General features: G+C 39.9%; 21 protein-coding genes. 8 read left to right on the forward strand and 13 right to left on the reverse strand.

Annotated features, from left to right (window positions below):
• Positions 1–147: 147 nt before the first annotated feature.
• Positions 148–864, reverse strand: coding sequence for a YrhK family protein (locus FPK91_RS17775; protein ID WP_144212939.1), 717 nt, complete (start codon positions 862–864; stop codon positions 148–150).
• A gap of 376 nt (positions 865–1,240) precedes the next feature.
• Between FPK91_RS17775 and FPK91_RS17780 the strand changes: the two genes are divergently transcribed.
• A complete protein-coding gene (locus FPK91_RS17780; protein WP_144212941.1) occupies positions 1,241–2,215 on the forward strand; it encodes a methylenetetrahydrofolate reductase in 975 nt (324 codons plus the stop codon).
• Between the two features lie 182 nt (positions 2,216–2,397).
• Here the strand turns inward: FPK91_RS17780 and FPK91_RS17785 are convergent, their stop codons facing one another.
• A complete protein-coding gene (locus FPK91_RS17785; protein WP_144212943.1) occupies positions 2,398–3,921 on the reverse strand; it encodes a DUF3360 family protein in 1,524 nt (507 codons plus the stop codon).
• A 477-nt stretch (positions 3,922–4,398) separates the two neighbouring features.
• On the opposite strand from FPK91_RS17785, the gene FPK91_RS17790 reads away from it, so the two are divergent.
• On the forward strand, positions 4,399–4,830 hold the full coding sequence (locus FPK91_RS17790) for a CBS domain-containing protein (RefSeq protein WP_144212945.1): 432 nt from the start codon (positions 4,399–4,401) through the stop codon (positions 4,828–4,830).
• A 130-nt stretch (positions 4,831–4,960) separates the two neighbouring features.
• Here FPK91_RS17790 and FPK91_RS17795 read toward each other — a convergent pair whose 3' ends face one another.
• A complete protein-coding gene (locus FPK91_RS17795) occupies positions 4,961–6,076 on the reverse strand; it encodes a GGDEF domain-containing protein (RefSeq protein WP_144212947.1) in 1,116 nt (371 codons plus the stop codon).
• Positions 6,077–6,645: 569 nt separating this feature from the next.
• On the opposite strand from FPK91_RS17795, the gene FPK91_RS17800 reads away from it, so the two are divergent.
• Together FPK91_RS17800 and FPK91_RS17805 are read left to right on the forward strand one after the other, a co-directional pair.
• The gene (locus FPK91_RS17800) at positions 6,646–7,221 is read left to right on the forward strand and encodes a DUF2798 domain-containing protein (protein ID WP_227006610.1); all 576 of its coding nucleotides are present in this window, start codon (positions 6,646–6,648) and stop codon (positions 7,219–7,221) included.
• A gap of 57 nt (positions 7,222–7,278) precedes the next feature.
• A complete protein-coding gene (locus FPK91_RS17805; RefSeq protein WP_144212949.1) occupies positions 7,279–7,593 on the forward strand; it encodes a DUF3861 domain-containing protein in 315 nt (104 codons plus the stop codon).
• Between the two features lie 251 nt (positions 7,594–7,844).
• On the opposite strand, the gene FPK91_RS17810 is transcribed toward FPK91_RS17805, so the two are convergent.
• The 4 genes from FPK91_RS17810 to FPK91_RS17825 form a co-directional block, all read right to left on the reverse strand.
• Positions 7,845–9,755: a methyl-accepting chemotaxis protein gene (locus tag FPK91_RS17810; protein WP_144212951.1), complete on the reverse strand. Its 1,911-nt coding sequence runs from the start codon at positions 9,753–9,755 to the stop codon at positions 7,845–7,847.
• A 321-nt stretch (positions 9,756–10,076) separates the two neighbouring features.
• Positions 10,077–11,330, reverse strand: a complete 1,254-nt coding sequence (locus FPK91_RS17815; protein ID WP_144212953.1) for an OprD family outer membrane porin — start codon at positions 11,328–11,330, stop codon at positions 10,077–10,079.
• A 63-nt stretch (positions 11,331–11,393) separates the two neighbouring features.
• Complete coding sequence (locus FPK91_RS17820; protein WP_144212955.1) at positions 11,394–11,750, reverse strand: cytochrome c3 family protein; 357 nt, start codon at positions 11,748–11,750, stop codon at positions 11,394–11,396.
• Between the two features lie 80 nt (positions 11,751–11,830).
• Positions 11,831–13,507 (reverse strand): FAD-dependent oxidoreductase, encoded by a 1,677-nt coding sequence (locus FPK91_RS17825; protein WP_144212957.1) that lies wholly within the window; start codon positions 13,505–13,507, stop codon positions 11,831–11,833.
• 753 nt (positions 13,508–14,260) lie between these two features.
• On the opposite strand from FPK91_RS17825, the gene FPK91_RS17830 reads away from it, so the two are divergent.
• The gene (locus tag FPK91_RS17830) at positions 14,261–14,995 is read left to right on the forward strand and encodes a FadR/GntR family transcriptional regulator (RefSeq protein ID WP_319593224.1); all 735 of its coding nucleotides are present in this window, start codon (positions 14,261–14,263) and stop codon (positions 14,993–14,995) included.
• Positions 14,996–15,195: 200 nt separating this feature from the next.
• Here the strand turns inward: FPK91_RS17830 and FPK91_RS17835 are convergent, their stop codons facing one another.
• The 4 genes from FPK91_RS17835 to FPK91_RS17850 all read right to left on the reverse strand — a co-directional run bounded on the left by FPK91_RS17835 (position 15,196) and on the right by FPK91_RS17850 (position 18,421).
• Positions 15,196–15,849 (reverse strand): DedA family protein, encoded by a 654-nt coding sequence (locus FPK91_RS17835; protein ID WP_144212961.1) that lies wholly within the window; start codon positions 15,847–15,849, stop codon positions 15,196–15,198.
• Positions 15,850–16,246: 397 nt separating this feature from the next.
• Positions 16,247–17,392: a cupin domain-containing protein gene (locus FPK91_RS17840; protein ID WP_144212963.1), complete on the reverse strand. Its 1,146-nt coding sequence runs from the start codon at positions 17,390–17,392 to the stop codon at positions 16,247–16,249.
• Positions 17,393–17,615: 223 nt separating this feature from the next.
• The gene (locus FPK91_RS17845) at positions 17,616–17,936 is read right to left on the reverse strand and encodes a hypothetical protein (protein ID WP_144212966.1); all 321 of its coding nucleotides are present in this window, start codon (positions 17,934–17,936) and stop codon (positions 17,616–17,618) included.
• Complete coding sequence (locus tag FPK91_RS17850) at positions 17,933–18,421, reverse strand: cytochrome b/b6 domain-containing protein (RefSeq protein WP_227006611.1); 489 nt, start codon at positions 18,419–18,421, stop codon at positions 17,933–17,935. Before FPK91_RS17850 ends, FPK91_RS17845 begins: the two co-directional genes overlap by 4 nt.
• A gap of 249 nt (positions 18,422–18,670) precedes the next feature.
• Here FPK91_RS17850 and FPK91_RS17855 point away from each other — a divergent pair, with 249 nt between their 5' ends.
• The gene (locus tag FPK91_RS17855) at positions 18,671–18,919 is read left to right on the forward strand and encodes a DUF3297 family protein (protein ID WP_144212968.1); all 249 of its coding nucleotides are present in this window, start codon (positions 18,671–18,673) and stop codon (positions 18,917–18,919) included.
• A gap of 208 nt (positions 18,920–19,127) precedes the next feature.
• On the opposite strand, the gene FPK91_RS17860 is transcribed toward FPK91_RS17855, so the two are convergent.
• Together FPK91_RS17860 and FPK91_RS17865 are read right to left on the reverse strand one after the other, a co-directional pair.
• The gene (locus FPK91_RS17860) at positions 19,128–21,188 is read right to left on the reverse strand and encodes an alkyl/aryl-sulfatase (RefSeq protein WP_144212970.1); all 2,061 of its coding nucleotides are present in this window, start codon (positions 21,186–21,188) and stop codon (positions 19,128–19,130) included.
• Between the two features lie 297 nt (positions 21,189–21,485).
• On the reverse strand, positions 21,486–22,394 hold the full coding sequence (locus FPK91_RS17865; protein WP_144212972.1) for a LysR family transcriptional regulator: 909 nt from the start codon (positions 22,392–22,394) through the stop codon (positions 21,486–21,488).
• 277 nt (positions 22,395–22,671) lie between these two features.
• On the opposite strand from FPK91_RS17865, the gene FPK91_RS17870 reads away from it, so the two are divergent.
• Both FPK91_RS17870 and FPK91_RS17875 read left to right on the forward strand, forming a co-directional pair.
• Positions 22,672–23,466: a polysaccharide deacetylase family protein gene (locus FPK91_RS17870; RefSeq protein ID WP_144212974.1), complete on the forward strand. Its 795-nt coding sequence runs from the start codon at positions 22,672–22,674 to the stop codon at positions 23,464–23,466.
• 231 nt (positions 23,467–23,697) lie between these two features.
• Positions 23,698–24,339: a LysE family translocator gene (locus FPK91_RS17875; protein ID WP_193559173.1), complete on the forward strand. Its 642-nt coding sequence runs from the start codon at positions 23,698–23,700 to the stop codon at positions 24,337–24,339.
• The last annotated feature ends 567 nt before the right edge of the window (positions 24,340–24,906 follow it).

Below are 24,906 nucleotides of genomic sequence, written 5' to 3' on the forward strand. Positions count from 1 at the left end.
TTTGTTATTTCGAAAATATTCCAAGTTATGTACCCACCTACTAACTGGGTTTATTAACTTGGTTTTTTACATTTTTTTTGGATAGAAAAGAGGTGTTAATGAGCTATGAATTAGGCTCCTGAGCTCGATAACTTGTGAATTCGGTTACTATGACTGCTGAAGTTTTGCTATATGACCTTGTATTAATAAGTACGCCCGCCAATAATTAAACACCCCGCCTAATAAGAATAAAAGGCTGCCAATCATATATTGCCAAGCAAGGAAATTAAGAATTAGTAAATGATCGTTTGGCGATTCAAATGCCCATAAATAAGGTATAGAGGCCATGCCGTAAAGTACTGAACCGACAATAAAACAAATTGAAGTGAGATTCATCAACTGCAGTAATTTTACCGTATCGGCTTTAATAATCAGAAAGACATTAGCCGCTGCCCCAACAACAAATAGCATACTGCCAATGATAAACAGCCAGGTACTTATTAACGGCCAACCGACTTGAGGGAAGCTGGTGAGACGGCCAAACACAAAACATAGGGTACCTAAAAGATAAGATGCCCCTGCAAAATACTCTAATATTTCATCGGGGTTATGTGTGGTATGACTTTTCCAATAACGCCTTATTTCGGCCATATCATGAAGATTCACCACTAAGTAAGTTAGCGATGCAGCTAGAAAAATATAACCACCGATATTTGCATATTCTGCTCGACTTGGAAAAAAGAAGAAACTGCCAATAACAAAAAGGATACCACCGAGTTTATAAGCAATAGCATTGATTGTTTCCCAGCGAAATTGCGCTCTAAGGGCTTTTTTATCGGCGGTGAGATTTAAAATACGTCGTCTATTTGAAAAAACATGTGGCATAAATTGATTGTCTCAGTTGGTTGTTATCGTTTTAATGAACTGCATGCCATATCGGTTGAGTTAGTTCTCGCTATTAACGCTATTTTTACCCATTAACAACCCTTTATACGAATCCCACATGAAGGAGCCCACCCTTCAAAAAATTCAAAATATTTCGGATTAATTAATAGTGTAGCAACAGATCTAGAACTTACTAACGGGATAAATCCCCCAACCAAATTGGAACATGGCATCTATGGCTAACATCAAAAATAACCCTGTTTGATCGTTTTCTAACCTAGTTTGTTTAAGCATTACAAAAAATCATCTTATTCAGCCTTAACAACGGCCACTTTTTAAGACACAATGGATATAACATCCATCTAGACGGCTAAACATGAAGAAGTCATTGAAACAGCGTTCATCCGATCATCACCGTGGGATTTACTTTATTGGTACAACCCCACCAAAAATCGATACAGATTTCGAATCGGTCAGTACTATCGCTGATAAGTTGTTAGCCCGCCTTGATGAGATTAGTTTTGATGGTTTGATCATTTACGATATTCAAGATGAAACCAGCCGCATTGATACCCCAAGGCCTTTTCCGTTTAAAGCTACCCATGATTCTGGCACTTATGCCCAACTGATTAATCAAAAGTCAGGTAAGCCTGTTATTGCCTATAAGAGTGTTGCTGGCCTTGATGAAAAAGGGTTTAGTGAATGGTTATCCCGCGCTTGGTATCAAAATAATGTCAGAGATATAGTGCTGGTGGGCTCGCCATCGACTCAGGTTGCAAGCTCATTACCGTTAAATGACGCTTACCAAGTGTTATCCGAACATTCAAAAGAGTTTTACCTCGGTGGGGTGGCCATTGCTGAGCGCCATTTAAGTAAAAAGAATGAACACATCCGTCTATTAGGTAAGGCGACTAAAGGCTGTGAGTATTATATTACTCAGGCGGTGTATAACGCCGAAGCCACTATTGATATGTTAACGAGCTACGCAGAAGAGTGTGAGCTCAATAATATTAAGCCGAATAGGATAATTCTAACATTCTCACCTTGCGGCAGTGCTAAAACCTTAGAGTTTATTAACTGGTTAGGCGTCTCTGTTCCCGAAGCTACCAGTGAGCGTATTTTGTCGGCAGCGGATCCTCTGTATGAGTCAATTAAGGTTAATCACAGTAATTTGCTGAAAATTTTAGACGCCGTTATTTCTCTTAATATTCCATTAGGATTGAATATTGAAAGCTTAACCAACCGTAAAACTGAAATTGATGCGTCTATTTTGATGTACAAACTACTCAAGGGCACAATGGATCAAGCCTTAGCCCAACATCAAATAGATCAATTTGTGTTAAACAAATAATCTCTCAGCAGTTCAAACTATCCTTATGAGTGTTAACTCATCATAGGGCTAGGTTGGCAAATAGTTATCTTCAAACTCCTGTAAAAATTGTTAATCATCCATTTAAATCAGTGATAGATATTAGCTATTAAAATGGGATCAGCTTCTGACCCCTGATATTTTTTAATGATAATAAATTCGCATCATTTCAAATCTGGAATGATGGCTGGGATCCCCGGTAACAAGCCAACTAATGCCATCACGCCAGTTAATACCACAAACATAATGCTCGGTAGGATCCAGCGATTCATCTTAGTCAATTTTGCGCTACGGTCTTTACAACCAACCAATCCCAGATTATCGAGTAACATGGTCAGAGCCCAGCCAAAAGCGGGGTTTACCAGCACAGATGAGAACACCACTATCGCCGCTGATTGGGTTGTTTTACCTTCTCGGGTCATTTCCATGCCCGCTTCAAGTAACGGTATAAACACCCCCACAACTAATGCCACACACATTACAGGTTCCCATATGGCTAAATCCATTGGGTAACCCCATAACGCGGCGATAATACAAAACAGTGCCGTGACTAACGCGCCTGCAGGAATAGGGCGTTTAGCGATAGCAGCAGGGACGATATAAGTTCCCCAAGATGAGGTGAAGTTAGCGCCCCCAAGCAATGATCCAAAGGTTTGGCGGATTGAAGCACTGGTCATTGTGTCATCAATGTTCATTTGTACTTTTTCAGTGCGCTCAGGATAATTTATTTTTTGAAATACTTGGTGCCCTAAAAAGTCTGGTGACCACATAGCAACGGCTAACACTGCGAAAGGTAACACCACCACAAAGCTTTCTAATGTCGGTAAACCTAACATCCAACCAGTATTGTCACCCCACCAATACATTGGGTTCATGTTCGGTAAACCTGGTGCTGTATGAAACTCAAAAGGTGCGCCCATGGCAAAAGCTATCGTGCCGCCGAGTAAGCAACTTAAGGGTATTGCTAACCAACGTTTACGCCAATGTTCAAGCAATGCATATAAAATGATCGTACAAAAAATGACGACAAAGGCAATGTGCGCCATGCCGATATCGTTGGCCCATTTGAACAACTTATCAACCTGTGACGCGGTGCCGACAAAACCAAGGTACAGCAGTAGTCCGCCGCAAACACCTTTGCTGGTTAGGTTTGCCAGCATGCTACCGCCTTTGCTTATCGCTAAGATAAGCCCTAGCGCACCGATGAGTAGCCCAAAAGCCATTGGGTGACCACCTGCAGCAACCACAATAGGAATAATTGGAATGAGTGGGCCATGGGTGCCCGCTAAGTTCGCTGTAGGTAATAAAAAACCAGAAAAAATAATAATGAAGAATGAAGCAATGATTAATTCATATCTGACATTTTCTAATATAAAGCTCTCATCAAGTCCTAGGGATGTGGCAAAGGTGGTGGCAATTGCGCCGACCATCACCACTTTACCGATTGTGGCAGCCATGGCTGGAATCGAGTCTTCTAGTTCAAAGCGATAATCTTTAAAAGGAAGATTAGGACGCCAGCGTTTGGGGTCCATTATTTGTAATTCGTGTTCTAAATATTCATCGCGGCTATTAAACGCTGAACGGGGTTTATGTTGTTGCTGGTAGTTCAGTGCGTCTTCGTTTGTTTGGGTTTTATTATTTTGAGGTTCACTTTTTTGATCAAGTAAGGATTCAGAATTACTGCTCATATTATTCCTATTACACACTCACTAAAAAGTGCTACTTCGTATAAATTAGAAATACCTTATCTGAACGCGGTAGGCATAGCGATCAATAAACCGCGTTTAAGTCTCAGACATTAGTCGTAGGTAAATAAAAATTTACAGGCATAAAATCAATGATTTGCACATGAGGATTGAATTGTAGTAAATCAATTTTAAGCATTTCAGGGCAGAGCAATTGTTATTCTGACTTTTAAAATAAGAGTTAAAATAAGCGGAGCTGAATAAAGCATATTCGGTAGCTTTGAATGGTGGTTATTTATTCTTGTCCTCGTACAATGTGTTGCCTGTTCTACTCTATTTTATGACGTTTATTATGCTAGGTGGCGTTTTCTAGGTTAGGCCACCCTCTGTATTTATCTTCAAAAGCATGAGTACACATCGCTAGCTATTTAATGAGGTTTTGATTAGTATTTCAGCATTAATCGATAATGGGATAAGCCAATGAAAGTATGCGATATCATGACTCACAAACCTGTTTGCATTAGTGATGAAGCAAGTCTTAAAGATGCTCATCAACTGATGCAAAGTCGTAATGTTCGTCATCTGCCAGTGATTTCAGAAACGAATGGGCAGTTCATTGGAATGTTGACCCACAAAAAGATGATTGCCAGCGTATTAAGTATGCTCAATAAATATGGCAAAGGCGCATTAGATAGAAAAGAGCGTTATACCCCGATTGCTGAAGTTATGGAAACTCAGGAGCAAAAGTTAGGTTTAGATGAGCCGTTAACGATTGTGGTGCAATATTTTATCGATAACAAACTTGGCTGTCTGCCTGTGGTTGATGATCAAAACAAAGTGATTGGTATTGTGACATCATCAGATTTTGTCAAACTGTGTCAACGATTATTACTGACACAAAAATCGCTTTAAACGTTATTTGCCTGACTTTACAGTTTTTACCTCGTTATTAGCATATGAATAAATTATTCTAGCGGCCTCGATATGGGCTTAAAGTTGACAGTTTGATGATTTATATCATCTCCATATAGTTGTCTATTTTTTACTGATAACGGCATGCACAGACTTTATTTTTACCTGTTCTCTTGGCTGTATATAATGCCTCATCGGCCATTTCTAACAGTTTTCTTGGGGCTTCTTTAACTTCAGTCAATGCCGCAGCACCAAGGCTAATAGTGACAAAAAATGAAAATTGATTGGTGTTAAAAGGGGTTGCTGAAATTTCATTGCGAAGGCGCTCCCCAACAATAAGTGCGGTATTGATGTTGGTCTGAGGTAAAAAAACGACAAACTCCTCACCACCAAATCTGCCGAAAATATCAAATTCCCGCAGGACATTTCGGCATCGGCTGGCGATTTCTGATAATACTTGGTCGCCAATAGCATGGCCGTAAGTATCATTAATGCTTTTGAAGTTATCCACATCAACCATAATGACCGAGTATTCATGACCATGATTAATCGCATTGTCGACATCATTATCGCCCAGTTCTAACACCTTTCGACGATTATAGACTTGGGTTAATCCATCAATCTCTGCATTTATTTTAAGCTCTTCAAGTGCGCTGAATTCACGACGGCGAATGGTTGAAAATTGCAAATAAACATAAGCGCCGAAACAATTTACCACCATTAGAAATAATACCGAGGTGTAGATATATTCAACGGATGCATAGCCTAATAAAGCCGTGGTGATGACAAATGCACCAGAACCCGTCAAACATACCGCTAAAATGCTGATAAAGCGTGGTGGAAAACTGAGGTAAAAGAGCAGCACAAGGAGGGAGACACCTGGAATACCGCCATACTCAATTAAATCACCTTTAATTACCAACTCTGCTGATTCACCCAGTAATAATAGCAACAACAAGTTGCATAGAACGAGGTTCAGAATTGGTGTGTATTGCTTTAGTTTTATGCCACAAATACACACGACAAAACTCATTAACAATACTGACAATCTCATCAGCACTATGAGGTGAAACATGGGCGGTGAGGTGATAATCATGTAATCGCCAACGACAGCTAAAAAGTAGATTAAACCGCCTACAAAACTGGTAAATACCATTCTGTTACGGAGCTTATCCCACTCATCTTTTCGAAAAGCAGTTTCTATCACTGGATTGATAAACTCACCAGTTAGGCCAATCTTATTCATTTAACAACACCTATAATAACGGTTCTAACATAAAAGAAGATAAGCAAGACTCTCAAGGCATTGGAATGACGAGATAAAAACAAAGCAAGCAGCAGTCTAAAATAAATAGATTAACGCGATATTTACTTTAGTTGTTATGAACAACTCCAACAATTTCTTAATTTGTGATCTAATCTTAAATTTTATATATATTATTGATTTTTAATGAGTAATATTATTTTGTTTAGATTTGTTTTGTGAAAAATGAAATATAATTATCTTAAGAAAATTATGATAAGACGCTATCATCATGGCTTTTAGACATGCCTTATTTTTAAATTAAACTCTGTCTCGTTTTCCATTTAGTCCTCGATTCTTCTCTCCATTTAGATCTTAATTTAGTTCTCAATTTTTGTTTGACTGGAATATGAATATTCCGTCCTTATGCCTGGTTATAGGGATCAGGTTTTTACATTAGTGAGACGAGGAAGTGGTTATTAATAAATCAAATTAGTTGACATTATCAATTAATTTGGTTTATAGTTGATTTTATCAACTAAATTAATGCATTTAATGTATGGATAATCACTATGAATATACAGGCTGGCATGCCCACTTCTAGCGCTATAAATACAGGCCTAGCCAATGCAAACTCCCAAAAAACACCATCTTCAACTGCCATTTCTGATATTGAACTCACTACAGATTCACTGGTAAAGAAAACACCTGTAATTTACAAAGTTTTGCTAGTGCTGGCGATGATGACATTAATGGGAGGCTCTTTAACGGGGGTAATGACATTCGCTAATGTCGGTTATAGCGACACTTTTTTCTCTGATTGGTTAAGTTCATTTTTAATCGCTGCTGTGACCGTTATGCCTGCTGGTGTCATCGTCATGACATTACTCACTAAGTTGATACAAACACTGTTCCCTAACGTGAGTGACAAAATTGGCAATCTTGTGGTTGGGCTTTCTATGGCTGTGGTGATGGAGTCTGCTATGGCGCTCACAACCACATTGAATAATGTTGGTTTTGATAATGTTTTGATGTTCTTAACCGTATGGTTGGAGAGCTTTTTAACTGCATTGCCGATGGCATTAATCCTGATTGTTATTATTTCTATGACAATAAAACCTAGAATTGAACGCTTCTTAAAAAGTTAATTGAGCGACTTAATTATTCCACTCTAAACATAAATATATACATACAAGGTACTTCCTATGATCCCTAAAATCAGAAAAGACAAAAGCTATCGCATCACGATTGAAGAAGTGAATGTCGATCAAGAAACGGCTAGGACGCTAGAGTTTGATTATCAAGACAGGGAAGATCTATTTGATGTTGTAGAAAAGCTTAAACAAGGTAGTGGTTTGGAAGAATCGATTGCAACCAAAGTCGGGGTAGCACTGCGCTTGTTAGGTCCGGTGATGATGCAAAATCGCAAACATTCTTTATTTGCTGACTTTATGCCACACTTTAAACACTTCATGCAGCATCTTAAAGGTACTGTAAAAAGTACAGTAAAAGTGCAATAACAGTATTGCGATAAGCTTATTCAATTAGCTCAGCCAATTGTCTTAGCAAATTCTATTAGGAAGTAACTTCAAAAGATTTGGACAGGCACGTTTTGAGCCTTCTAATAAACATCGACTGATTAACTCACTCCTTTTAGTTTACTCTTTAACTTAGATCGTCATCTATGTGTCAGGTAATAAAAAGCCAAACTATGGCAGTTTGGCTTATGGCTTTATTGCGATGGATATTGTTAACGCTTATAGCGCTGAAATTATTTAAGCTTAAAACGTCCCACTAAACCATCTAAGTCGTTTGCCATCGATTTGAGCGAATCACTTGAGCTTTCGATACTGGCAGAGGCTTGTGCACTGCTTTCACTGCTGTCTCCAATACTCACCACGTGTTGGTTGATCTCGTTGATCACCGCTGACTGCTCTTCAGTTGCAGTCGCAATCTGGATATTGAGTTCAGAAATATGGTGAACATTTTCAACGATTTCTTCAAGGGCTTGATGAGTTCGTTCAGATGCTACAACGCCTAATTCAGCATGTTCGCGACCTTCTTTAACAGAAGATACCGCATCTTTAGCCCCGTTTTGAAGCTCTGATATCATCGTATGGATGACATCAGTGGATTCATTGGTACGTTGGGCTAGATTACGAACCTCGTCAGCTACTACAGCAAAGCCACGGCCTTGCTCACCCGCTCGCGCGGCTTCAATTGCTGCGTTTAATGCCAATAAGTTGGTTTGCTCTGAGATACCACGGATCACATCTAACACGCTGGATATAGAGTCACTCTTTTCAGCCAATATAACGATGTTAGCTGATACACCTTCCATATTAGAGGCCATTTCTTTAATGGTGGTGTTTGATTCTGCGACCACAATTTGTGCTCGCTGCGCCTTTTGTGTTGCTTCGGTGGTCGCATTCGCAGCAACCGATGCGCTGTTAGCTATCTCTGCAATGGTGCTGCCCATTTCATTGATGGCAACTGACACTTGGTGTGCACCATCACGCTGGGTATCCGCTGAATCTTTAGAATGTTGTGCATCGGTGTAAACTTGCTTTGATGCCGCATTGACATCATTTGAGGTCAATGCGAGCTGCTGCACAACAGAATGTAATTTTCCGATAAAGGCATTAAAACCTTGGGCTAATCGGCGCATTTCTTCGTTGCCATTCTCGCTGATGCGTTGGGTTAAATCACCTTCGCCTTCACCAAGCTCTTTAAAAGTATCAGCCAATTGGTTTATGGGTCTGACTAAACTATTACCTAGGTAAATACTAATCAGTAGAAAGAGTCCAGCGATGACGATAAAGGTCATTAAGATGTTGTTGCGTGAGGTATTTAGACCTGCATATAGCTCTTGCGTTGGTACCTGTGCAATGACATACCAACCCAGACTTGGAATATAACTTGATGCAACGAGTTGCTCATCGACCGTTGTAAATGCATAGTCATTTTTATTTAGCAGTTGTTGGCTATTAATAGAAGGGTATATGTCAGCAAGGTTTTTTTCTTCTTTATAACCTATGCTGTTGTGAACCTTGATAACACCGTTACCATCCACAAGATAAACAAAGCCAGTTTGTTCAATCTGGAAGCTGTTGAGGTAAGCGACCATAGCATCATAAGGTTTCGATACTCCAGCCATTCCCAATCCATTGGTTTGTTTATAATTTATAATAATATCGGTGCCACCAGTACTATCATGATAGATACTAATTGATTGTTTTTCATCGCTGTCTTTAAAGCGAAAGAACCACTTATCGTGACCAGGGTCCATTACCCGTAAAAAACCATTTTGATTCCAATATTTATGGGTGTTTTTATCGGCAAAAGAGACGTTCCTAAAACCATTATCACGCGCAGTTTGCGCTAAATATTGAAGTAAATACTCTTCACCTTCGGCGCTTTCGCCTTGCTCAATCCATAATTCGATCATGCTGTTATTAGCAACAGATTGCGTAATCACTTTCATCTGGTTGATTTCGCCATCAATAGCATTACGGATGCGTTGTACTAGGTTAGGCATATCCGACTGTTCTATGCGTGCTGATAGCAATTGTTTGGCACTCGTTTGCCCTACAAATGCGACAACACCAGACGACACTATAACCGCCAAAAGTATTGCAGTTATTAACTTATTACGAATTGATAAGTTAGACAAAAAATTCATGAATACAGCTCCTACACATCTATTTTCTAGGCTGTGTGTTTGTTGGTTTGGTTGGTTCCAAATCTAAGGCATCAACTATAACGGCTTCTGGACTGTAAACATTAGGCATTTTTATACTAAAGCGTGATATTTATCACCAGGAAGGAATGTGTATCTGTCTGATAGAACAAAAAACAACTCATCGTCGTTAGTTGATTTTGCTCTACACTCGAAGATGGATGCAGATAAAAAAAGACCAGTTGGAAGACCCAACTGGCTTAATCAAAGATAGTAAATTTTAAAGGGTAGTACAGTGATGAAATTGAAACGTAAATTTCGAACTTAGATCTCGAATTTGTAGTAGACGTAAAAACGCGTGTCAGCTAAATCATCACCAGTTGCATAATTAACAATGGCATGACGAGCGCGTACACTTAATCCTTCTACGTATTCAGCAAGGTCATAACGAACTGATATATCGGTTTCGTCAATGTCCTGGCTTGAATCACCATCGATTTCATAGCTTGCGTAGTTTAGGTAAGCACTTACACCATTGAGTGCTGAACTCGGCGCAAAGCGATAAGCGAGTTGTGCACCGTATGCATCTTCATTTGCACGTGATGACTGTACAACTTGTTGAATAATGACTTTCTCATCACCAAATGGCGCGATGATATTACCTTCACCTGTGGTGACATATTTCACTGTGGCATCAAACCCTTGCCATTTCATACCAAGATGGAAACCGGCTTGATAGGTATCAAATTGTGCAGTGCTGCTATCTAGATTACCAATAGAGTCTTGTTTCAAGTAAGACGGCTTAAAGTACCAATTGGCAGCGCCCATATCACCACTAAGATTTAACTTGAAATGAGTCTGATTGTAGACATCTTCCATGGTGTAGTGCCATAGACCTGCTTTTGCTTTTACAGCTTCAAACGGTAAAGTGTAATCAAAACCCAGCGCTAGAATTGGGTTGTCTTCAACGTCAACGATTACACCACTTCGGGCTAATTCACCTTGAATACCATCAGCAACACTGGCGAACGATTCATTTGTCCAACCCATATAATCAGTTATGTACAGGGCTGAAATAGCCAAGTTATCGACAGATTTATTGACTATGCTGGTGCCACGATACGTGAATGGGATCGCACGTAACGGAAACGGATTCATCATAGGAGTGCGTAACTCTTGTGCACCTACGGTAATTTTTGTGTCGTACCAGTTGCCCGTCACAAAATATTCTTGAAGACGGTTAATTGTTTCACGTTCGTTCATCGAACCTGGCGCACCACCGCCGACTAAGCCATATATACCTTCGCTGTTAGCATCCCAAATAGGGTTAGCTGAAGCAAAGGAAGTACCAAAGCTTATGCCGTTAGCTTCACCTGAACGTAAGTAAAACAAACCGCCAAATGAGGTATCGCGTCTATCGGTGGTATCACCATCGAAATCACGTTGGAAATCGAACATTTGAAATTGACCTTTCACGGTCGCATCGTTAAACAAGTTGGCGATAGGGTCTGCTGCAAAGGCTGGGCTAGCAGCTAAACATGCAGCAACTAATGGTAATAATTTTGTATTCATCTTCATTGTTCTCATCCTAGTTATTGTTAACTTTTTGGGTCGAGATATTAAGTTGTTGAAGTGGTTTGCTTAAGGCACGACAAAGTCAAAACGGACGTGACATCCACTACAGTAGTTTTCTGATTTTTGATGTACTTTATGACAATTCGCACAATCAGTTTCAGTGCCGAAGTGACGATTTTTATGTGGATTTGTAGGTTTAACATCCTTTGTTTTAGCTGCTAATTTTTTGGTGTTATGACATTTAATACATTTAGTCATCGTCACAGCTTCACGGATTTGTGCTTTACCGTGGCAACTTGCACATTTAAGCCCTTCTGCTGCATGAGTTTGGTCCAATAAGGTGCTAGATTTAGCCATTGCGCCGCTTGCGAAAACGCTCAATGCAAGACAAAGCATGATGTTGCGCAGAGATAATTTCTTCATTGTTTTATTCCATATTTTTCATGATTTATTTCATAAGGTTGCCTGACTTTAAGGCAACCATTTTTGGTTGACCTTGTGTCCTATAGACCCGCTACGTATTTACCCGCTAAGTAACCGAAGGTGTAGCAACGACCCAGTGATAGACCGAATACTGTTAGTGGGTAATCAACTCCGCCGTAGAAACCACCACCCAAGTTACCGATGACGAAAAGACCGCCAATCTTGTTACCATCAGCATCTAGTGCTTGGTGGTTTTTATTAACCAACATGCCTGAACAAAGAGTAGAGACACGCATACGGCGGTGGATGCCGTAGAAAGGGGCTTTAAGTACTGGGAGCATTTTGCTAGAAGGTTTACCGAAGTCGTCATCCATACCAGTTTTACAAAGCTCGTTGTAACGCTTAACACTGGCTGCAAGTGTTTTAGGGTCACACTCTAATTTGACGGCAAGTTCTTCAATGGTGTTGGCTACGTAGGTATTAGTCAGAGATGCATACACGCCTTTCTTAGGTGTTGGATCTTCAGGCATGTACTTTTTCATTTGCTCTGGAGAGTAAAGTTTTCCTGGCCAGTCAGCTGCACCTGTCATGTAGTTTGAATCGAAGATTTGAGAATAGTGACCTGCATTTTCTTCATCACGCAGATAGTTGTTCATTAGCGACATGGCAACAGTTTCGTCAACGAAACGTTTACCTTTGCGGTTAACCGCTAGAAACGGCATGTCACACATTGAAGCAGGACCCGCATCAAAATCATGTAACATTTTAGTGTGACCCACGGGCTCTATTACGCCGCCAGCCCAGTAAGCCATTGAGAAACCATCACCTGTACGATCCATTTGCTTACGTTCAAAGTTTTTCAAATCAGGAATAAAGAAGTTACACATAGCTTCATTGTTCTGATAATCACCCGCAGATAAGATTACGCCTTTCTTGGCCATGTACTTGTGATACTTACCATCACGATCTTTGGCTATAACACCAATAACTTTGCCGGAGACATCTTGAACCAGTTGCTGTGCTGGCATGTTGAAAAAGAACTCAACACCAGCTTTAACTGCTGTTTTAGCTAAGTCACGCATACCGTCACCAGCAGTGTATGGCTTAGGGCCAAAGTATGAGGTCACAAAGTTAAGTTTATGTTCTGTCACTCCACGGATACCGTGCTGTGGTTTAGTACCTTGGTCTTCTACTGAAGCGCCGCCTTTCTTAGCACGATCAATGACCCAATTAATCGCTTCGCCAGAGTTATAAGCCCATTCTCTGACTAACTCAGGGTGACAACGATGGGCACTGTCAGCCATCAAACGCGATACCATCGCTTCGACGCCTGCTTTGTCACATTTTGCTAAATCAAGACCAGAACCTGTGTTTCCTTGAGAAACAACAATTGATTGTTTTTGCAGAACCGCAACTTTAGCGCCGTTTTCTGCAGCTGAAAGCGCAGCTGGAACACCAGAAGCACCAGCACCAACCACAACCACATCAAAGGTTTGTGTTGAAGCGATATCTCTATCTGAAATCTGCTTTGGCTTTGGCATGAATTCTAGAGTTGCGCCGCCATCAGAACTTTTCGCTGATGATGCACTACATGCTTCCGAAGCTGCTGCAGTTCCACCTGTGAGGCCAGTAAATGCTACTGCACTGGTTCCCATTGCTGCACGAGTTAGGAAACTACGACGTGAAATACCGTTTTGAAGGACATTTGCTGTGTACTGATCCATTACTTTAGGTTTCTGTGAATTGTCTTGACTCATTTTCGTACTCCTTTGGCTCTCGTGGTTCAGGGTGGATGCAACATCCTTATTAGCGACACTGGATCCGGTCATAACCCATAGAGCTACTGTGTTCTACTTGCATCAGAAAGTAGGTTTCGCGGTAGCGATTTTGGTTTAGGAAGGGATTAAGTTGCTGCATGACAATCGCTAAACATTAATCCAATACCTCTTTAGGGCTAATGTATGACATATGACATTTCTGTGAAAGTATTAGTTGTTGCATATTTGCTACAGCTCTCAAAAAAAAGTTATTTTGTGATCTAATAAGTAAATGGATTGTGATTTGCTAATGTTCTGGTGTAGGTAGGAATATCTAACAGTAGGATTCTAGTAACAGTAACTCTCTGACATTTTGTTTATAAACAATAATTTATCTCATTTTTTGCAATTGGCTGGTGGTTTGTGGGGGTGATAACCGTATGATTTTAATCGAGGTACAGAGTGTTGATAAACTATGTGACTTTAAATGTGACTATAGAAGTCGTTGCTGTTGATCATTGATGGTTATCGACTGCTTTTTGGTTTGCATGCCATATCGATGTGCTAATCGAAAATGAAAGGGAGTTATGTATAGTTTAAATGGTTGAATAACCACTAATTCAGCAGCTTGATCGTGTGTCGTTGCTAAATAAGTTTTAACGTAAGTATGTAGTGATATGGGGTAACGTCGCTATTATGGAATTGAATGGACTGATATGATTAGCGTCATTGTAAAATTTAGGACCAAGCGTGATGGACTTTAAGCCAGTCAAACAATTAAAAGCATCTGATGAAATCAGTAAACAACTCAAAGATGCTATTTTTCAAGGCCATTATGTTGCGGGTGATAAGCTGCCATCAGAACGAGAGCTGGTAGCGTCTTTTCAGGTAAGTCGAACTGTGGTGCGTGAAGCAATAAGAGGTTTAGAAGCCAGTGGTCTTGTTGAGATAAAACAAGGGGCAATGGGCGGTGCTTTTGTTAAGAGTATTACTTTTGAGCGACTTATCAATGTTTGCCAAGAGTTGTTCCTCATGGATCAGATGTCTTTTTCTGAAGTATGTAATACCAGGCAACTGATTGAGCCTATGGTTGCAGGTTTAGCTGCTCGAAATTGCACTCCTGAAATGGCTGATAAATTATTAGAAGCCTGTGCAAACGAAGTCAATATTCTTGAATATGCTGAAACAGTACAATTACGTCAAAATGTACATTACATTTTAGCTGATATGTCGGGTAATCGGTTTTTAGCCGGAATAGTCAAATCTCTACTTAAAGTTATCGGTGGTACAGCTCAGCAATTTGAACCCGATCACGATGAAATGCATCCAGCAGGGCTTCATGATCCCATAATAAAAGCTGTCATCGCCAATGATGAAGCTGCAGCCGAAGCTGAAATGCGTAAACATCTGTTAGATTTTACGGCCAGACTTGATTTGGTAGAAGAAAACTATCGTAAAAAAATGAGTAATTCATCAACCATAGACTGATTTTTACGGTGTTTTTAGCCGTTGTATTTGATTTTTATCAACTTAGTCTTTTGTGATTGTGGTAAATGATTCTGTTAGTGATATTAAAAAAGGTTCAGCGACTTATGTCTCTGAACCTTTTTTAATATCTATCTTTTATGAATCGTATTCTTAGGCGCGATAGCTAATTTTTCTCTCTACAGCGACACATTAAGTCGCGGCTAGACAAGTTTACTTTTAGCCGTTTTTCTCATAAAACGAATGATCATAGCGACGGTCGCAGATATCATTAAACTTAAACTAATGAGTATAAATGCTTTGTTCAGTAACTCTTGATACTCACTGAGAATGGGATTATTCATCACCCAGCGACCAACAAATAACAGGCAACATACCCACACGATTGAACTTGAAAAACTCATCAATATAGTACGTTTACTGCTTAACTTCCTGATCCCCATAACCATAGGCGTTATCACTCTTACAAATGGAATGAAGCGCGAGATAAATAAGGCTAAAAAGCCATATTTCTCTAATAAGCCCGAGGCTCTATCTAATGCGTTATCTGGCAGGCATTTTTCAACTTTACTAATGATAGGATGCTGAGAAAGTAAACGTCCTTGTAAATAGGCCACAATAGAACCTAATCCGGCAGTAAAGCTCAGTAAAATAAAGGCATACTGAAAATCTACGACTCCAAGACCCACTAATCCACCGACAAAAAGAACCAAGCCATCACCTGGTAATGGTAAAAATACAAAGCTTGATTCTAACAGCAAAATTAACGCTAAAATTAACATCAAATGGTGAATTGAAACCATGTCCAGTAAGACATCAAAATCTTGATGCCAAATAGAAAGCATTATATCGAGCATGGTGTTTCCTTAAATCTATTGGGCGGTAATCAAGGGCATTTATTTTGATTTATAAGGGTTACTAATGACGCAATAAGTCATTTGCGGCTAGGTTAGCATTTCAGTAAAAATTACTTCATTAACTATCAGTCATCTTGGCTTTATAGGGGCAGTTATAAGTTTTAACAATATGAAAATATGGATATTTTAAGGATGTATCATTATGTTATGCCTCGTACAGGCTATCTCTTACTTATCGGTTTAATTTTGCTTATTGATCAAATTTGATAGGAGTAGGATTCATTATTTGAGTGAGCAGTGTTAAATAATAGGTGAAAAAATGGTTCAGAGACTGTTGTCTTTGAACCATTTATATCAACTATTTTATAGTGTCTAGGTTGTACACTATGAGGCCAGCTTAATCTATTTCGTCAAAGTACCAATAACCCGCATTAACCCATGTGGTTAATTGCTCAACCATTTGATTGTCTTGTAGCCAAGGGCTTAAGTCTTCTGCGGTAAGCTCTTGGGTATCACATAGTAATGCAATAAGTGCTTCTTTATCTGCTGATAATTGTAGTTGTTCACCATTGATGTATAGCACACCGTCAGCCACGCTAGCTTCAAAATAAAGGGTGCGAAGCCCACCAAGTTTAACTAAAGGCTGCAGCTTAAGTTGCTCAGTTACATCTAAGCTTTGGAAGCCTAAACACTCTTCAGGTAAATCAAGTTCACACTTTGATTGAGTCAGGTAACGACCGCTAAATTCGCTGACTAGCTTGTCATCAAGAGTGGCAAAAAGTTGCTGTTTGATACGCTCAAGATCGCTGCTGTTAACAATGCCTGAGTTTTCGCTTAAGCCGCGGTCAGGATCGGCAATTTGCTCATTACACAAATCTTTGTCGATGATGTGATCGGCCATAGAGCTGATCATATCTTTTGCTGATGCAGTGCGGTAACCAACAGAAAAGCTCATTGATGGTTCAAGGGTTACGCCGTCATGAGGATAGCCTGGTGGTAAATATAAGATATCGCCAGGTAGCAATTCAACATCAATAATAGGGTCGAATGCTTCTGTGTGCAGTAATGCAGGGTGTGCTGCAAACTCTTTGTGTGGTCCAAGGTCGCCTACTCTCCAACGGCGTCGGCCAGAACCCTGACAGATGAATACGTCGTAAAGATCGATATGGGGGCCGACTCCACCACCTGGAGTGGCATAGCTAACCATGACATCATCTAAGCGCCAGCGTGGAATAAAATCAAAACATTGGATCAGTTCTTCAGCTTCAGGTACCCAGTTATTAAGTGCTTGCACAATTAACGTCCAGTCTGTTTCACCCAATTCTTCATAAGATTCAAATGGACCAAACTCAGCTTGCCAGTCAGCATTTTTCTTAAATACACGGCGAGATTCAACCACGTCTTCACAAGCAAGGCCTGCCATTTCTTCTGGAGAAAGGAGATCTTCAAAGTTTTTAAAGCCTTGACGGATCACCAATGGTTTCTTTTGCCAGTATTGCTCAAGAAATTGCTTTGGCGTCATACCATTTAAATCTAATTGCATGTTTATTACCCACTAAAATTTGCGGCGATACTAACAAGTATTAGCATCTAGTAATTTGCTTGAGATCATAAAATGACAGATTAGTGATTAGTGATTAGTGAAGCGGAATAAGGGAAACTAAAAAATAACCTTGGGGATAATAATTGTTTTGGCTATTAATGTTGAAGAATATGAGCGAATCACTGGTTTGCTCATATTCTTCAATGCCCATCTTTAACTATATTTACTTGGTTAAAATTATTTTCGATTTCATATTTTGATTGTGGTTACGAACTTTAAAAAATCGGTTTATCAATTCGATAATGCGCGCTACCCCATAGCATAATAGGGCTGGGACGAGTGTCATTACTGTGACTTTTACCAGTGACACAATACCGATAATAATTGGAGATATACTGGGCTCTTTGTGAGGTTCACTGGTAAGGGCATTAAATCCCATAGCCCATTCACTCATGGAAATAGTCCAAAGCAATGCACTAATGACCAGTGAAATAGTGAGAATGATAACGCTTCGACTTTTCCAGTTATGAGTTATGTATTTCATTTGTAGACCTTTGTAGTGTTGGTTTTTTTGAATATTTTCTTAGTCATGCTTTTAATCCATTTCCAATGCATGGCTAAGTGAATACCAAGCATTGGCATCAGCATATTGCCTAAATTATGGTGGGTCATCGACCAGAAAGGCTCAATATCTAACGGGATACCCAGTTGGGGAAAAATAACCTCTGAGACTAAAAAACCACTTAATATGACCATTAGCATGGCAAGGTAAAAGATAAGATCCCAAATGGCATTAAAACGCGATTCACCTGATAGCTGTTTAATAAATTTTTTGGGCAGCGCTTTCAACCAATCCCAATGCAGCAATAAATGAATTACTAGCGGGACAATAAACACTAGGCTTAACCATTCATGCAGCGCAATGCCAGTTGCCTTTGGTGCACAAACTAAAACAAAGCCAATGAGCAGCCATGCATTCATGACATAACGGGTTTTAACTAAATTGTCTTTCCAAGTTTTTATTTTCATATTTTCCATTCACAAAGCTTGATTTCACCGCTCTGGATTTATGGCAGTGATTTCTGTGGAAGGGAAATTACCTTAATGTAGTTGATCTTATCAACCATATTTACTTTACATTACACTTTGATGAGCTTTATCCATTGGAAGAAAAGGTTTTGGATGTTGGCTAAGTCACGAACATTATGACCACAGCTCTTGAGCATGAGGCCTGTATTGCCTACAATAGCGTACGCTTTATTCATTACAGAAAAGACTATGACTGACTCAAGTTCACTACCCGCTTTACCCGATCGCCTATCCGTTAATCCTCGTAGCCCGCATCATGTGGAAGCCGTTTTCGAGCATGAAATTCGTATTCTTATCAACGGTAAAGAGCGTTTTGATGTTGAAGAATACTGCATCAGTGAAGGCTGGGTTAAAGTGGCATCACACAAAGCGTTAGATCGTCGTGGCCAACCGCTATTGATGACAGTGAAAGGCACAGTTGAAGCGTTTTATCGTTAAAATCGCTGACTAAATTAATAAGCCACGGTATATACCGTGGTTTTTTTTGTCATAAATTTGAGGCTAAAAACAGTTTCATGGTTTCATCGCTATAAGTATTGGATAAGGCTTCTTCTTTGCTTCAAAAATAACGGTTTGTTAAAGATAAAAAAGCCCTTTGCTAATGTTAAGCAAAGGGCTTTAAATCATATAAGTGTACTAAATGATGTTACTTATACAGTTGAGCATCAACTTCGTTACCTGCTAATGGGCGAGGTAATATTTCGAATGATGGGTCAAATTCAATAGATGCAGCAGCAAGCTTGCTTAGTACTGTCGCATCGCCTTTGATGTTTGCTTTGCCATTTTTCAATAATGCTTCTAACGTTGTTTTACCCAGTACGATGTCATTAATGTCTGATTTGTTAATACTCAATGTCGCATCGGCTTCACGTACATTTTCAACAATAATGTTGTTAAGGTTACCGTTAGACATTTCAACAAAATGGACTTCATTAAGATCGGCTACTTTCAGGTTCATAGTGAACGGGGTTTTAGCAGCCTTCTTGGCGACAATTTTAACTGCCATAAAGTCGAGCAAGTTAGTCACGCTCATTTCAGACATTACGTCAGCAGAACCTGACTTTGGTGTGCCAGGCATTGAACCGACACGTAACTCTTGAGCTGAAGTTAAGAAGGTATTTCTCCAACCTGCACCTTCAGCTTGATAGCCTTGCTGCTCCAAAGAGTCTGCCAATAATTTACGTGCAGCTTTGTGGGTCGGTTCAGCAATGACCACTTTGTTCAGCGCGGTAGACACGAAACGGTACTCACCATTTTTAAAGTCATCTTTGGCTCTTTTAACAACAGCATCAGCACCGCCCATGTATTCAGTAAACTTAACCGCTTCAGCGTGAATAGGCAGCGGATTTAAGTTAGCCGCATTCATATCAAAGTAACCTAAGTACATGTTGTAGACTGCGCGGGCATTATGAGAATAAGTGCCGTGGTAGCCATTGGTGTGCCAGCTTGTACGGATTTCTTCAGGCAGCTCATCATAAATAAAGGTGCCGATATCTTGCATAGTCATACCGTTGTTGGCGAGGCGCAGTGTTTGGTTATGGACGAAACCATAGTTGTCACGCTGAAGAGCCATATATTGATTGATCTCTTCGTTACCCCAAATCGGTGCTGAATGAGAACCAAACAAATACTCAGCCTCACCACCCCAAGCAGATATCATCTCATTGATGTCTTTTGACCATTTTAATGAGTCGCGTACTTTAGCGCCGCGTAGGGTGTAGACGTTATGCATTCCTTGCACCATCATTTCGCCAGTCCAAACTGCTTTCATGCTTGGAATATAAGTCACCATACCTGATGGCGCTTCAGTTCCTGCTGTGTCCATAAACACCATTTCTAGGCCATCAACCTCATAGGTTTCAAACTTTTCACTGCTGTTAAAGGTGTAATCTGGCGCCACTAAAGTGACTTCACCATGAGAGAAGCCGTTAGCCAGTGCGGCATCAACCACACCGGTTGATGAGGCTTGGCCTAAGGTTGAACCATATTGAATCCCAACTCGGCGGCTCATGGCATTACCTGCTAAGACATTTTCATCAACCGTTTCTTTAATGAAACCTTCAGGAGCATAAACTCTGACCTCTGGGAAAGCTTCAGCAATAGCGCGAGAACCACCGAAGTGATCAGCATGGGAGTGAGAATAGATCATTGCAACAACGTCGAGGTCTTTTTCTGGTGCATTGTCTAAAAAGAATGCCAGCGATGCTTGAGCTGCTTCCTTGGTCATCAATACATCGTAAACAATCCAACCAGATTTACCGCGGATGAAACTCATCGATGAAAGATCGGTACCACGGACTTGGTAAATACCTTCTCTAACTTCATAAAGCCCAGCTGCTGCAAAGTTTAGCTGTGCTTGGCGCCATAGTGATGGATTCACTGACTCAGGTGCTTTGTCTGCAATAGCCTGGCCTTCATGCAAATGAGAGTATCGGTCTTGTAAGCTCGCTTTTGATGCTTTGTTTAGTTCAACCAATAAGCCACGGTCATTATTTTCGAATGCACGTTGATCTTTAAAGTTAAGCTCAGCTGCGAAATCGTTATTAACGCTTACCGTATGCGGTGAAGCTGGCTTGCCTGCTACAGTCAGATCACCAGAGATAACAACATGATCATGACCTGAGTGGTCATCGTGGTCGTGATTGGCGGCGATGGTGTTAAATGAGATGGCTGATAAAACGGATAACGCAATGATAGATCTGTTCATAATAATACCCAATGTTGAAAGTTATCTAATAAAAGAGGCTTTACAGAGTGAGTTTCTGAACCGTTCATTGCAGTCAGAAAGTGCTAAACCAGTGCTGTTAATCAGACCTGTCTAATCGGCTCACTAAGCTTCTACTTAATGTGTATGCCGTTAATATACCCAATCTAAATCATTTGATATAGCTATGGAAGTCTATATCTAACATAGCTATTGGTGATGATTTAGGTTGTAAAAAGACGTATCCATCAGCGCTAGGCTTAAAGGTGAGCACAAAGAGGTGATTTTAGATTGGTGATTTTAAAGGCCTGTCGGAAGCAGCTCATTGAGCTTATTTCTGAGCCATTGGTGCGGCAGGGATTGTTGGTTTCTTTTATGCCAAATCATCTGATGGCGCATTGGGGATGATTCAAAAGGGAAGGGGATTAGCTTTAGACCAAAATTATCAGCCTGCTCTTCAGCAATATTTTTAGTGAGTAAGCCCAAGCAATCATTTTTTGATAACAGTGCCATCATAGAAAAGATGGAGTCTACTTCGCATGATTCTTTTCTCGGTTTTAGATTTTCAGTTGTTAAGAGGTCGGCGACAGAGGAGCGAGAACGTTTGAATCTGAGAATGACATGCTCTGCGTCATAATAATCCTCTGGTGTTATTTGTTCTTTAAACAGAGGGTGATCCTTTCTACAAGCCAGCATCATCTGCTCTTGATAGAAAACCTTAGATGCAAAGGCGGTATTATCTGTTGTACTAACATCAATGGCGAGATCCGCTTTTTGAAAATTGAGTAAGTTAAACAGCTCATCATCAGTTGCAGGAGAGGGGATAAATTTAATCGAGCAATTCCCCATCGATGGATCATTCGCCACTCGAGACTGAAATAGGTGCATAGCGGGTTCATCGGCAATCACCGTAAATTGGTGTGATGATTGAGCATCAAAACTGTCGATATTTTTTAAGGCGTTATTAATCAGAGTTAAACCGACTTCGATATCCTTGGCAAGTTTTACCGCGGTAGCCGTCGGTGTGATCCCTCTCCCTTCACGAATAAACAATTCAGTTCCAATTTGTTCTCGGAGTCTTTTTATTGCTCCACTAACGCCTGGTTGTGTCATATTGAGTGATTCAGCCGCCAAGGTGAAGGATTGGAGGCGATACACTTCTATAAATATGTTTAACAGATTTAAATCAACATTAGGCTGCATTTTCATTGGCTTCTTAGGTTTACTACGTTGATAAGGCACTCAATAGATTATCTTATTTGAACTGATAACGCCCCTTAAGGATACTTCTCTTTAATCATAGTGCTTTTAAAGTAGGATATTCAGTCCTTGTTAGAGATAGAAAAATAGATATGCGTTTATTGGCTTAGACTGAATAATGTCAGTAGATTGTAATAGTGACATCTGGGTTAAGTGTGTCAAAGTAAGCTGTGCTTGATATATGGCTAAAAGGGGATTTGAATGATTGTAACAAAGGCTGATAAGAATGATTAAAGCGTTATTGTTTTTTTGGTTATTACTGCTTTCAACTGCAGTCGTTGCTGATGCTAATGTTGCTGCTGTTGAAGAATCTCCAAGTGAGCCATTCACTTGGCCGGGTGGGGCTCAACTTGCTGTAAGCCTTTCCTATGATGACGCGCTTAATAGCCAGTTAGACAATGTCATTCCGGCGTTAAAAAAACATAACTTTAAAGCTTCTTTTTATATTGTGCCAAACTCTCCGGTTATTAATGCTCGCATGGCTGAATGGCGAGCGACTGTTAAAGATGGCCATGAACTGGGTAACCACAGCATGTATCACCCTTGTCGAGCATCATTACCCAATCGGGAGTGGGTACCTGCGCATCATGATCTTGATAGTTACAGCGTGGGCCAATTGGTTGAAGAGCTGACTCTTGCCAATACTTTCCTTAAAGCCATTGATGGTAAATTAGAACGAACTTATACCGTTCCTTGTGGTGATTTGCTCGTCGACGGGCAAGAATACCTCAGTGAAATTAGCCACCTATTTACTGCGATAAAAGGCCATGGTGCAGACAAGCGATTTTCACCGATAATTTATCCTGAAGGAGAAACAGGAGAGGAGTTAATCGATTATATTAGAAATGCTTCTTCAGAGACCTTATTGGTCAATATTGTATTCCATGGAGTAGGGGGAGATTACTTATCGGTGTCTTCCAAAGCACATGCTGAGTTATTAGCGTTTTTAGCGAATAACCGCGATAGTTTTTATGTGGATTCATATATCAATTTGATGAAGTATGCTGCCAATAAACAATAGGTTTTGTGTTTGCTTTATCCTATTTAGATAAAGCAAAAAGCCGCTATCACCGTTGGTTTTTATTCACTAAAGCTGATTTTTACCCTCTCATATCGCAACTTACAGCGTCCCCTAATATTCCCTGTAAACAAACTCTGCCATCGCTAGCTCTCATTTATACACAAGATGACTTTTATTCATGTTGGATAACTGTAGAATCCGCGGCTGTTTAATCAATAGCGTGTATTTATCATGATTGATCTGGCTTTACTTCCTGTTTATTTAACCACTGTCGTCGCCTTATTGTTAATTCCGGGGCCTGACATGCTTTTGATCGCCAGTTCTAGCCTGAGTTATGGCCGCAAAGTGGGCGTATATGCCAGCTTTGGCAATGCTACTTCAGGACTGATTTTAACCCTACTGGCTGCAATGGGGGTTTCTGCATTAGTGGCGATGAACCCGATGGCATTAGAAGTGCTACGTGTTCTGGGCGGCGCTTATTTATTGAAAATGGGCTGGGACTGCATGCGCAGTAGCGCGGCTGATGCACCAGAAATTAAGCAGCAGAATAATCTGGCTAAATTACTCTATCGCCGAGCGGTATTCAGTAACCTACTTAATCCCAAAGCGCTGATATTTTTCGTGTTGTTCTTGCCACAGTTTGTTTCTACCCAGCTTAGTGCTAGTTCTGGTGAGCAGATGTTAGCTTTAGGCCTACTGCTTAATGTGATGGGGTTATTGTTTAATTTGTTGCTGGTGGCTTTAGTGGGGAGTCTAGGCAAACCTTTGCTGAAAAATGAAAAGTTTAGAACCTATCAAAACAAGTTTATGGGGCTGATATTCTTTGCGCTGGCAATCTGGTTGTTAGCTTCTCAAGTGCAAGGTATTAGTTAGGTTCATTAATCTCAAATAAAATAGTTAATTAGTCCGTTACAGCTTATATAGAAATGCAGTCATCGGTTGTATTCTTATACTAAAATGATCTTACTCTATTGAGTTTTCTTATTGATATTTTTATACCGTTATTTGCTCACTATTTTTATTTTTTTAGAAGATAACCTGTAATAATATTGATGAATAATAGAACTTCTATTTTTATAACATTAAGTTTTATCCTTGCGCTTTAATAGAGAATATGAATAGTTATTTTTTATACAGTAAAAGGCCTTGAACCCTTAAAATATTCAATGTCACTTAGCTTACTTTTATGTGGAAAATCTCTTAGCAATGTCTTCTTTGATTCTTGATAAGTTTCCAACTTGTCAGAAGAATTCACTATGACTCCATAGTTTTTGGTACGTTGATGGCCTCAGGAATGCTTTAAATGGTCCGATAGATTTTACAATCAAAAAATTATTATTTTCGACAGTTAGATCTATTTGGTTTAATACAATATAAATTGTACCTAAAGTGATGTTTTTATTGTTTAAGTTTATGTTTTAATTATTTAAATCAATGGTT

Origin of the sequence: Shewanella donghaensis (assembly GCF_007567505.1) — a bacterium.
Lineage (GTDB): Bacteria > Pseudomonadota > Gammaproteobacteria > Enterobacterales > Shewanellaceae > Shewanella > Shewanella donghaensis.

Coding starts and splice junctions, on each gene's coding strand:
- FPK91_RS17775 (WP_144212939.1), bottom strand. CDS start 864: ATGCCACATGTTTTTTCAAATAGACGACGTATTTTAAATCTCACCGCC.
- FPK91_RS17780 (WP_144212941.1), top strand. CDS start 1,241: ATGAAGAAGTCATTGAAACAGCGTTCATCCGATCATCACCGTGGGATT.
- FPK91_RS17785 (WP_144212943.1), bottom strand. CDS start 3,921: ATGAGCAGTAATTCTGAATCCTTACTTGATCAAAAAAGTGAACCTCAA.
- FPK91_RS17790 (WP_144212945.1), top strand. CDS start 4,399: ATGAAAGTATGCGATATCATGACTCACAAACCTGTTTGCATTAGTGAT.
- FPK91_RS17795 (WP_144212947.1), bottom strand. CDS start 6,076: ATGAATAAGATTGGCCTAACTGGTGAGTTTATCAATCCAGTGATAGAA.
- FPK91_RS17800 (WP_227006610.1), top strand. CDS start 6,646: ATGAATATACAGGCTGGCATGCCCACTTCTAGCGCTATAAATACAGGC.
- FPK91_RS17805 (WP_144212949.1), top strand. CDS start 7,279: ATGATCCCTAAAATCAGAAAAGACAAAAGCTATCGCATCACGATTGAA.
- FPK91_RS17810 (WP_144212951.1), bottom strand. CDS start 9,755: ATGAATTTTTTGTCTAACTTATCAATTCGTAATAAGTTAATAACTGCA.
- FPK91_RS17815 (WP_144212953.1), bottom strand. CDS start 11,330: ATGAAGATGAATACAAAATTATTACCATTAGTTGCTGCATGTTTAGCT.
- FPK91_RS17820 (WP_144212955.1), bottom strand. CDS start 11,750: ATGAAGAAATTATCTCTGCGCAACATCATGCTTTGTCTTGCATTGAGC.
- FPK91_RS17825 (WP_144212957.1), bottom strand. CDS start 13,507: ATGAGTCAAGACAATTCACAGAAACCTAAAGTAATGGATCAGTACACA.
- FPK91_RS17830 (WP_319593224.1), top strand. CDS start 14,261: ATGGACTTTAAGCCAGTCAAACAATTAAAAGCATCTGATGAAATCAGT.
- FPK91_RS17835 (WP_144212961.1), bottom strand. CDS start 15,849: ATGCTCGATATAATGCTTTCTATTTGGCATCAAGATTTTGATGTCTTA.
- FPK91_RS17840 (WP_144212963.1), bottom strand. CDS start 17,392: ATGCAATTAGATTTAAATGGTATGACGCCAAAGCAATTTCTTGAGCAA.
- FPK91_RS17845 (WP_144212966.1), bottom strand. CDS start 17,936: ATGAAATACATAACTCATAACTGGAAAAGTCGAAGCGTTATCATTCTC.
- FPK91_RS17850 (WP_227006611.1), bottom strand. CDS start 18,421: ATGAAAATAAAAACTTGGAAAGACAATTTAGTTAAAACCCGTTATGTC.
- FPK91_RS17855 (WP_144212968.1), top strand. CDS start 18,671: ATGACTGACTCAAGTTCACTACCCGCTTTACCCGATCGCCTATCCGTT.
- FPK91_RS17860 (WP_144212970.1), bottom strand. CDS start 21,188: ATGAACAGATCTATCATTGCGTTATCCGTTTTATCAGCCATCTCATTT.
- FPK91_RS17865 (WP_144212972.1), bottom strand. CDS start 22,394: ATGAAAATGCAGCCTAATGTTGATTTAAATCTGTTAAACATATTTATA.
- FPK91_RS17870 (WP_144212974.1), top strand. CDS start 22,672: ATGATTAAAGCGTTATTGTTTTTTTGGTTATTACTGCTTTCAACTGCA.
- FPK91_RS17875 (WP_193559173.1), top strand. CDS start 23,698: ATGATTGATCTGGCTTTACTTCCTGTTTATTTAACCACTGTCGTCGCC.